At 48.4% G+C, this 9,907-nt stretch carries 6 protein-coding genes and 1 tRNA gene; 6 read left to right on the forward strand and 1 reads right to left on the reverse strand.

What is annotated here, in order from left to right; translation table 11 throughout:
- The first annotated feature begins 260 nt into the window (after positions 1 to 260).
- From JRI95_14345 to JRI95_14365, 5 genes are all read left to right on the forward strand, one after another.
- On the forward strand, positions 261 to 1,877 hold the full coding sequence (locus JRI95_14345; protein ID MBW2062723.1) for an ABC transporter substrate-binding protein: 1,617 nt from the start codon (positions 261 to 263) through the stop codon (positions 1,875 to 1,877).
- 99 nt (positions 1,878 to 1,976) lie between these two features.
- Positions 1,977 to 3,542 (forward strand): carboxylesterase family protein, encoded by a 1,566-nt coding sequence (locus JRI95_14350; protein MBW2062724.1) that lies wholly within the window; start codon positions 1,977 to 1,979, stop codon positions 3,540 to 3,542.
- A gap of 201 nt (positions 3,543 to 3,743) precedes the next feature.
- On the forward strand, positions 3,744 to 4,250 hold the full coding sequence (locus JRI95_14355; GenBank protein MBW2062725.1) for a hypothetical protein: 507 nt from the start codon (positions 3,744 to 3,746) through the stop codon (positions 4,248 to 4,250).
- Positions 4,251 to 4,692: 442 nt separating this feature from the next.
- On the forward strand, positions 4,693 to 6,543 hold the full coding sequence (locus tag JRI95_14360; protein ID MBW2062726.1) for a hypothetical protein: 1,851 nt from the start codon (positions 4,693 to 4,695) through the stop codon (positions 6,541 to 6,543).
- A gap of 191 nt (positions 6,544 to 6,734) precedes the next feature.
- Entirely contained in the window at positions 6,735 to 8,456 is a 1,722-nt protein-coding gene (locus JRI95_14365; protein ID MBW2062727.1) for a carboxylesterase/lipase family protein, read from the forward strand.
- A 236-nt stretch (positions 8,457 to 8,692) separates the two neighbouring features.
- On the opposite strand, the gene JRI95_14370 is transcribed toward JRI95_14365, so the two are convergent.
- A tRNA-Cys gene (locus JRI95_14370) sits at positions 8,693 to 8,768 on the reverse strand.
- Positions 8,769 to 9,320: 552 nt separating this feature from the next.
- Here JRI95_14370 and JRI95_14375 point away from each other — a divergent pair.
- On the forward strand, positions 9,321 to 9,590 hold the full coding sequence (locus tag JRI95_14375) for a translation elongation factor-like protein (protein MBW2062728.1): 270 nt from the start codon (positions 9,321 to 9,323) through the stop codon (positions 9,588 to 9,590).
- Positions 9,591 to 9,907: the final 317 nt, after the last annotated feature.

Raw genomic sequence — 9,907 nt, forward strand, 5'->3', positions numbered from 1 at the left:
CGTCAACGCGGGATTGACTTCAATGTATTCAAATAGTCTGCCTGCCGTTGATCTCAAGAAAGGAAAGACGCCTTTCTTTATACATAGCCAAGGATGAGGCGGGCATTAGATTTCTCCCATGCGCAGCGCACATCAACAGGAGGATAATGGACAGAAAGAATATCATAACAAATGGTTGTACTGTTAAGGGAGTAGCATCATTTTTGTCTTAATAACTCTTTTCATCAAATTACAAATATTAAAAAGAGGAGGGATGACCAATGTACAAAAGAAACCCGTTATTGGGAGCAGGCTGTCTGTTTATTATCGCTTCACTTCTGGTTTTTACTGGTGGAGGAGCGAATCTAGAGGCAGCTTCGCCACAGGTTGAAGGGACCTTTATCTTTGCTGAACCTAATGAGTATCCGGTCATTGACCCGCAAAAGAAGGGGTACGGAGGAAGTAGTTTTATTGTTTATGTTTTTCAAACACCTGTCAGTCCGAGCGGCCTTGACTCACATCTTTTAGGCGTTATTGCCAAATCCTGGGAAACCATTGATCCGCTGACCTGGAAGTTTAATCTGCGTAAAGGCATAAAGTTCCATAATGGAGACCTGCTCACTGCGGCTGATGTTCAATTCTCCGCTTACAGGCAGATGGGCAAGATTGATCCCAAGTTCCGCTCGACCAACACCGGCCTCTGGAAGAGGCTGATTAAAAATGTTGAGACGCCGGACGATTATACCGTTATTATCCATACCAACCAGCCTGACGCCTCGTTTTTGTCCATCATGCGCTGGTTATTCATTGTGCCTAAAAATTATATTGAAAAAATCGGCGACGACGCTTTCGGGAAAAAACCTGTGGGGACCGGTCCTTTTAAGATCACCAAACGCAAAATCGGGGAGTCACTGACCATGGAGGCCCACCTGGACTACTGGAACCAGTCGCCCGAACCCGGTTCAAAGGGACCGGCCAAGGTCAAGACCGTTATCTTGAGGTCCATTCCGCAGGAGCAGACCAGAATGGCCGCCCTGAAAACAGGCGAGATTCACGGGACCATGATCGCACCGGACTCGGCCGCGGCAGTGAGTGAAAACCCAGATATTCGGCTTTTCTATACCCACAAGAATGCGCCAAGATTTATCATGTTCAACTGGAGGCCTCCCCGGAAATCGAAGCGGGCGAGAAAAGCCAAAGCGCCGATTACTGAGAAACCCAACCCGTATATGGATATTCGTGTGCGAAGGGCCTTGAATTACGCCCTTGACGTTGAAGCCGTTATAAAAAATTATCTTACAGGCAAAGAACATAAAACCACACTCGTCGGTCGGGGAGGGATAGGATACAACCCGAACGTTCCTTTCTATGAATACAATCCGGAAAAAGCCAGGAAACTGCTGCTTGAGGCTGGCTATCCCAATGGTTTTAAAACAAAGTTTTACGTCTCTTCAGACCCTCAGCCCTATGTTGAAGCCATGCTACAACAATGGAGAGACATTGGTATCCAAATCCAAAGAGTCCAGGTGTCCGGCCCGGTGGTTAAGAAAAAAATAATAAAAAAGACTCTGGATGGTATGGTCGGGTGGGGCGCCGGCTTTGGAGGTCATGACCCTGCCGCGACCTGGTTGCAGAATTGCGTTAGTTATAAAGGAACCTGGGCTGTCCACGGGAAAAATGAACAGGTCGAGACACTGGTCAAGAAGCAGGCGGCAGAATTTGACCAGGTCAAAAGAGGCCGGATCATTGATGAGATCATCCAGATACTGTGGCGGGACGCCTGGTTCGTGCCTTTGTGGGAATCGGTGCATATTCAAGCCATTAGAGCGGAATGGAACTATAAACAGATGCCAACCCAGCGGATCATTTACTTCTCCAGTTTATCCAAGAAAAGATAGGGTCGGCCGATGTCAGATTCCAGGACATTAATAAAATCGTGTTTGATCCTGGCTGTCGTGTTTAGCCTTGTCGTCAGCACGAGGATTGTGGGGCTATCTATGAATGATTCAGAAAGTGTTTTTTCCAAACCGATCAAGATTGAATCAGGGCTGATCACGGGTTTCGCCGCGGGTGAAAATAAAGCTGTTTATGTATTCAAAGGCATTCCTTATGCCGCGCCGCCGGTGGGAGACCTTCGCTGGAGAGAGCCTCAGCCGGTTGAGGCCTGGGAAGGTGTCCAGGCCTTTACCGAATTTGGCTTCAGCTGCCTTCAGCCCGAAATGCCAGAACCCTATGGCCGGGACTTTGGGGAGCAAAGTGAGGATTGCCTTTATCTCAATGTTTGGACAGGCGCTAAAAGTCAGGACGCTAAACTCCCGGTCATGGTCTGGATCCATGGCGGCGGCTTCTACATGGGTAGCGCCACAACAGACACATATGATGGTGAAGTCCTGGCCAGGGACGGCGTGGTGCTGGTGACCATAAATTATCGGCTCGGCCCGTTCGGCTTCCTGGCCCACCCCCTGTTGTCAAAGGAGTCGGAGCACAAGGTCTCGGGTAATTACGGTCTCCTGGACCAGATCGCGGCCCTCAAATGGGTAAAAAATAATATCGCCTCCTTTGGCGGGGACCCGGACCGGGTCACGATTTTTGGTGAATCGGGCGGAGCCAGAAGCGTCTGCTTTTTAATGGTCTCCCCTTTGGCCAAAGGACTCTTTCACCGGGGCATCGTTCAGAGCGGTTCGCTTTACCGGGCTATCGGTCATCTGACTGAATCCCGGGACGGCCTGCCGCCCATGGAAGAGGAAGGCCAGCGCCTGGCCAAGAAACTCGGCTGTAAAACCCTGGCTGATTTTAGAAAAAAACCCGCGATTGAAATCCTCGAAGCCGCTGAGCCCAAGACCGCGCCTTTACTTTCCCCACCCGCACCGGCTTCGACTTCAGATGATAACGGCCTTACGGCCGGACCGATCATTGACGGCTGGGTGATTCCAGACGATCCGGTCAAGCTTTACAGAAGCGGAAAGCAGCATGATGTCCCGTTGATTATTGGCTCGAACAAGGACGAGGCCAGCATATTCCTCAGGATGTTCAAGTCCAGGGCTGGAGGTTTGGCTCGATCGGTTAAATTCTTTTTCCCAAAACACCACCGGGAGGTCCTTCCGCTCTATGCTGAGTTTGGGGATAACGAGTTCCTTGCAGCCTTAAACAGGTTCATGACAGACGCCGTCTGGACCAGAGCGGCTCGGGCCACGGCCCGGGATATGGCCCAGGTTAAATCCAAGGTCTATCTTTATTTTTTCACCCATCACCGGCCGACTTCACTTGGCCAGTTTGGTTCGTTCCACGGTATAGATATACGATACGCGTTCGGTCATGACCTGGAAGCCAATATTCCATTTACCGAGGAAGACCATATCCTGTCTAAAAAAATGCGCACCTACTGGACCAGGTTCGCGGCCACCGGTGATCCCAATGGGCCTGATCTGGCAAACTGGCCGCCTTACGACAAGGATACGGACCAGTGCCTCGAATTAGGAAGCGAGATAAGGGTGCTGACGCATCTTCGTAAAGAGGCCTGTGACCTCTTTGACAGGATTAACGAGCAGAGACGCAGTAAGTAAATCCTTTGTCTTTTTATCGAGGAGGGATCTTAAACCATAGAAAAAATTAATATATGCGGCCTGGCAAACTCACAAAGGCATCTTGTTGGAGATTTTTTTAAAGCGCAAGAAGTTTTATTTCTTTGTTGGTTATGGTTGACAAATAACAAAAACTATAGCAATTTTTTATCATCATTAGTAACAGAAGAGGAGGAAAGATCGATGAGGAAACTTTCGAGTGTTATTTGTGTTGCTTTGGTGTTGGCGCTGGGGATCATAGTGCTTCCAACCTTTTCCAATGCAGCGGAGTTTAAATATGCTGGTCCCCCAGCTTTTACGGTAACTTATCCCGATGGCAGCGCTAAAATCAAGACTGATGCACCGGAACAGGTTTTTGCGATGAAAATGCCGGATGGTGTAACAATTCAGGTTTCAGTGGCCGATATTCCGGAAGGCGTGGCCTTGAAAGATGCAGGCGAAGCCTATTCAAAAGGACTGGCTGAAAGTCAGAAAAGCGAAGTGGAAATCATTTCCAACGAAGAAATCGAGCTGGAAGATGGTACCAAGGCCTATTTCACTGAAATGGAGTGGATACATCAGGGGTCTACTCTTATCACCACCTTTGTAGTGTCCGTTTATAAGGATGGCAAATGGGTTTATACAGCCGCGCATCCCTGGGCTGACATGGACGAAGCGATTGAATTCGTGAAGAGCTTAGTCATGAACTAATTTTAGAAATGAAAAAGTTTTATAGTTAACAGAGCGTTATCATTTTTATCCAAATCTATTTAGAAGTTTGGATTTCCACTTTCGAGTATAAAATGTTTTATGCCTTTGAGAGCGGGAATCCACAACAGAACAATCCGCTTTCAACTCACTTAAAAGCCTCTCAATTCAATTGTTACTATTAATTCCACAAGGCCTATACCTGCCAATGGATGCAAAAGCAGGCCCTCAGATTGGGGGGAAATTTTTAATAAAAGTTCACTCCTAGACGAATCTTATGCAACAAGTTTTTTACATAAAATCAGATGGCAAAGGTTACGAACTAGTCACCGCATAATTCAGGTTGACATTGACCATCAATCGTATTTAATGGTTTTAAAATTTCTTCCATAAAAAATAAAACCCCGTATTTCATCAAGCGTTTCATCAATGAAGGAGAGAAGCTATGTTTGGTTTGAAAAGTAACTTCGTGCGACATGGAATACTTTGCATTGCTGTCATCTTTATTACAATGGCCGTTTTCTCCGCCCCGGCGGCGGGCAAGGAGACGGAATCCTATCCCGGCTGGACTTTCACTAAAAAGTTTCCCAAACCCCCTTGGTGGACCTGGGGAAAGGACTATGAGCCGTCCAAGCCGAAGCGGGGCGGATATTACCGCGGGGCCGCGGTCCGGTATATCGGGCTGATGAACCCCAATCACTGGCCGGTCAATGATTGGGTAACCATGACCTATATATATGAAATAGTCATTTATTCGGACGGGAACTACATGCCTTCGATTCCATGGTTGGTTGTGGACTGGGAGTTTCTGGATCCCCTCACCGCGGTCGTGAAATTGCGAAAGGGCGTGAAGTTTCACGACGGTTCGGATTTCAATGCTGAATCCTTCAAGTACCAGCTTGACTGGATTAAAAATAAAAAGAACGGCTGCTGGTCCAGAGCGTTGCTCAAGCCGCTCAAGTCGACGGAAGTGATTGACGCCTACACCCTTAATTTTCACTTTAAAAAACCGTGGGCCGGATTTTGGGGCATTCTCGCGAACGTGCCGGGTTATCCCATTTCGGCCAAAGCACTCAAAGCGGATTCCGCGCTCAGCGAACTGAAGTCGCTAGAGACAAAGGCGGTCAGGGCTCGTAAAAAAGCAGACACCCTGAAGAAAAAGGCGCAAGCTGGAACAGAAAAGGACAAAAAAGCCGCATTCGATGCGGAGAAAAAAGCGGCCGGATTGGAGCAAAAGGCCAGGGCCACGGCCAAGATAGCCGAGGGCGCCAAGAGTCTGGACGTCCACCCGGTCGGGTCCGGCATGTTCATGTTCGAGGAGGCCAGCCCTGGCAATTACGTGAAGCTGAAGAGAAATCCAAACTGGTGGCTTGGACCCAGCATCGGGCGTCCGGAAATGCCGTATTTCGACGGACTCATCACCACGGTTATTCCGGACCCGTCCGTCCGGCTGGCAAACTTGAGGGCCGGGAAGATTGACGGGATGGGGCTTGACAGGTCTCAGTACAACATAGTCAAAGGAGAATCCAAGCTGAAGATCTACGTATATCCTCAAAACCACGTCGCAGCCATGCGGTTCAATCTGGCAAAGGGCCCGTGCAAAGACATCCGGGTTCGCAAGGCCATCTCCCACGCCCTAGATCGCAAAGCCCTGGTCGAAGGCACCCAGTTCGGCCTGGGCCGGATCGCTTCCTGCATGTATCCGGATGACCACTGGACCCACAATCCGGAACTCAAACCGGTCAAGTATGATCCGGAGCTGTCCAGGAAACTTTTGGCCGAGGCCGGGTATCCTGATGGGCTGACAGTTAAAGGATACATGGGCAACGACACCAACTCCATGAACGTCGCCGAAGCCATCAAGAACATGCTGGCCCAGGTGGGCGTAACATGGAAGGTGGACCTGCTGGAACCGGCTGCCATATCAGATCGCATGAAGAATTTGGAGTATGATTTCGCCGCGGGCGGCTGGGGCTGGATCTTTGACCCGGACCATATGCCCACCGGGCTTTATATGCCGGAAGGCGGCTTTAATTTCGGAAGAAGCAACAACGAGAAGGCCATGGCCCTTATTGAAGCCGGCCGAAAGGAAATAGACCTTCAGAAGAGACAGAAGATTTATTTTGAACTGGAAAAAGTGGTCTATGAAAATTATGAGGACGCCTGGCTCTGGTGGAACATGACCGCAACCGCCTACCGCAAGTGTGTCATGGGATGGAACACAAAGCTTTACCTGAAAGGCAGGCAGGGTTTATGGTATTCGCATCCCATGTGGTTCAAGGACGGGCACCCCTGATTCCCTGAATAATAAGGGGATAATTATGGTCATCTTCTTGAAATTTATCGAGAAATAGTTATTTAGCTGGAGATCAAGGCGTTTTTCGTGTCGGCTGAAAGCTCTGTTTAAAATAAAAGATAGTGTTAAAACGTTAACAGCGGGGATTACGGGGTAGTTGCCGCATAATTCAGGACAACACTGGAGGAATCATGAAATCAGGAAATCTAAAACGGAGTAAAACCCTTGAAATTTTTCTGCTGACTGCTGCCGTGTCTTTGGCGGCAGTTGTCATGCTGGTCGCAGGTTGCGCCCATCTTGATGCAATCAAATATAACCTGGAGCCAATCCCAAAGCTTGAAGTACTCGATGGCGTGGTCCGAAATACAACAGGCGGCCAGATAGAAGGCAGAGTAGACAAATCGCTGGGAATTCTTGCCTGGGAAGGGGTCAGATATGCCAAACCCCCATTGGGCGACCTGCGCTGGAAAGCGCCTCGAGAGCCGGAAAGCTGGACCGGGGTGATGGAAACAAAAAAATCCGGTTCCATCTGCACCCAGGGAGCCAAGGGTTGCGAAGACTGTCTTTTCCTGAATATTTATCGTCCAGATACCGTTGAGAAGAATTTACCGGTCTATGTCTGGATCCACGGCGGCAGTAATAAAGCCGGCAGGGCGGTTGATTTGAATTATTTTGCCAAAGACGCCAATGTTGTAACTGTGGCAATACAGTACAGGCTGGGCCCCTTTGGTTTTTTCAAACATGACGCTCTGAACACGGGCAACGCCCTGGATGACTCAGGCATTTACGGCATTCTGGATCAGATCCAGGTCCTGAAATGGGTCCGGAAAAATATTACCTCCTTTGGCGGCGATCCTCATAATGTGACTGTAGCCGGAGAGTCGGCAGGGGCTGGTAATATCTATGGTCTGCTGATTATCAAAGAGGCCAGGGGACTTTTTCATAAGGCCATATGCCAGTCTCCCGGTCCGAGCAATATGACGCTTGCAGAGGCAAAAAATTACTCAGTCGGATATGTAAAAAAGCTGGGCCTCACCTCTGAAGGGGAACAGTTGGCCAAGGATCTGAGGGCGGTTAAAACCCAGGACCTTATCAAGGCCGCACCCCGTGGTGTCAACTTTCGCACTATAGTTGACGGGAAATTTATCAAGGATCCTTTTTTCTGTATGATCGAATCGGGTGACTACACCAAAGTGCCTATCATCATAGGTGGGAACAAGAACGAATACAGCCTCTGGATGCTCCTCGGCAGAGGCCCCAAAAAGAAGTGGGGCAAGCTGTGGCGAATTACTTCTAAAAAGAGACCGAAAAAAGTAGACGATATTTTGAACGCTGAAGAAAAGAAGAGTTATGCCTTGACCAATGCCATGGGTGGCAAGATCTGGCAGGCGCTCAAGGGGCATAGAGCAGCCCGCTTATTGCGCAAACACCAGAAGGACGTGTACGTCTATGACTTCCGGTGGGGCGGCGCCAAAGGCACTGACGTGGAGTTTGTGTTCGGGGCCGCACATGCCAATGAAATCGCGTATTTCAATTATAACGCTACTTTCGATATCTGGGCTAAAAATCGGTCAATTACCAAAGAAACTAAGGCGGCCAGAGAGGCGCTGGCCAAGGCCATGAGGACCTACTACGCTCAGTTTCTCCATACGGGCAACCCGAACGGGAAAGCCAAAATCCCGGATTGGAAGCCCTGGTCAAACGAAAAGGACGGCGTAAAAACGCTGAACCTGGACGCCTCATCCGAACCGGGCAGCTCTGAGCTCAAAGTCTTCATGACCAAGCGGGAGTATGTCTTTAAAGATATACTTCAGGAGATTGAGGACATGACTGATGAAACGGCTAAAAAGTTTTCGCTGAAAATTGTCAATGACTTTATCAATGGCTGGATAAAAGACGTACCCTGTAAGTGATTTATGCCTTAATTACCGACCAGGAGTTAGATGAAAGACAAGGAACAAGGCAGGGGGGCTTATTTCATCCTCCTGCCTTATTCCGCTATAATATTTTGCATTGAGCTTGCGCATGATTTGGGTTGATGAGGCCAAATTGCAATGCAGCTGAAAATTGCCTTTAAAAAAATGTCAACTGCATTTTTCTGGATAAAAAAAAGAGGTCAGGCCCTGTTAACCCAACCCCTTGTTTTCTTTGGAGGCGGCAACCGGATTCGAACCGGTGAATAACGGTTTTGCAGACCGCTGCCTTAGCCACTTGGCTATGCCGCCGATTTAGGTAAATTATCACCTCGCCCTAGAGACGTCAATGGAAAAAATCACCTGCCAGTCTAGAGTCTTAAAACATGGACGACTCCAATAATTTCATGAGAGTTCGGCCGGTTTCCTTACGCTTGCTGCTCGTTCATCCATCCCAGGATTCACTCGCTCTGATTACCTTCGCCTTGTTCTTCCTGAACCGGCATCAGGTAAATGGTCACTTCAGAAAACCGACTGAGCCCTTTCCAGATGCTTTGAAGGTATTCAAAATTCAATTCAACCAAAGATCACAGAGGAAGAAATCCTTGACAAATTCTAGTTTCTCTTTCTAAAGTAAGAGCGATTCAGCCGGATATACGTGAAGATTTTTTCCTTAAGTTCGATTATTGTAACGGACAGTCAACTGAGCTTGGGATTACGCATGGATCATTGGTCTGTAACGAGTTTTTCTTCCGGTCTCAAAATGAAAAAAGCCTGGTCAAGAGACTTGATGTTTCGATCGGCTTGGAGGATAGTTATATTTTTAACACTGGAAAATAAATGTTTCAAAGGAGGTTCTTTAAAATGACCGACGAACAAGCATCAGAAAAAAAGCTCATCGGGGAGGTAACGCATTTCTTTGGCAAGATCAGCGTTGCCGCGATCAAACTTACAGACACCCTCAAAGTGGGGGATACCATATCCATTGAAGGGGCAACCACGAACTTTACACAGTCCGTTGAATCCATGCAGATCGAAAATGAGGATATCAGTGAGGCTAAAACAGGCGACGAAATTGGAATCAAGATCACGGACAAGGCCAGAGAAGGTGACGCGGTCTATTTAAACCTTTAATACGACATCTGTCACTGCGATATCGGAAATATGATCCACTTCTCTCGAGCCTTGAGTTGATTAAAGGTAAGGCCCAGGAAAGGTAAGACCCAGGAAAAGGACTTTAACCAAAAGGAGGATTTAAATGGATTGGAAGAAAAATTATGTGATTTGGATCGGTGTTATGGCGGCATTTGTTCTCTGCCTGCTGGCAGTCCCTTCTTTTTTGCCCAGCATAAGCAAGGCAGACGTTAAGTCCGAGGTCGAACCATGGGTTTTCACCAAGCAATTCCCCAAACCCCCATGGTGGACGTGGGGGAAGGATTATTGGCCCACCG

The sequence above is a fragment of the Deltaproteobacteria bacterium genome, assembly GCA_019308995.1.
In the GTDB taxonomy this organism is placed as follows: Bacteria; Desulfobacterota; Desulfarculia; order Adiutricales; family JAFDHD01; genus JAFDHD01.

Coding starts and splice junctions, on each gene's coding strand:
- JRI95_14355 (MBW2062725.1), top strand. CDS start 3,744: ATGAGGAAACTTTCGAGTGTTATTTGTGTTGCTTTGGTGTTGGCGCTG.
- JRI95_14365 (MBW2062727.1), top strand. CDS start 6,735: ATGAAATCAGGAAATCTAAAACGGAGTAAAACCCTTGAAATTTTTCTG.
- JRI95_14350 (MBW2062724.1), top strand. CDS start 1,977: ATGAATGATTCAGAAAGTGTTTTTTCCAAACCGATCAAGATTGAATCA.
- JRI95_14345 (MBW2062723.1), top strand. CDS start 261: ATGTACAAAAGAAACCCGTTATTGGGAGCAGGCTGTCTGTTTATTATC.
- JRI95_14360 (MBW2062726.1), top strand. CDS start 4,693: ATGTTTGGTTTGAAAAGTAACTTCGTGCGACATGGAATACTTTGCATT.
- JRI95_14375 (MBW2062728.1), top strand. CDS start 9,321: ATGACCGACGAACAAGCATCAGAAAAAAAGCTCATCGGGGAGGTAACG.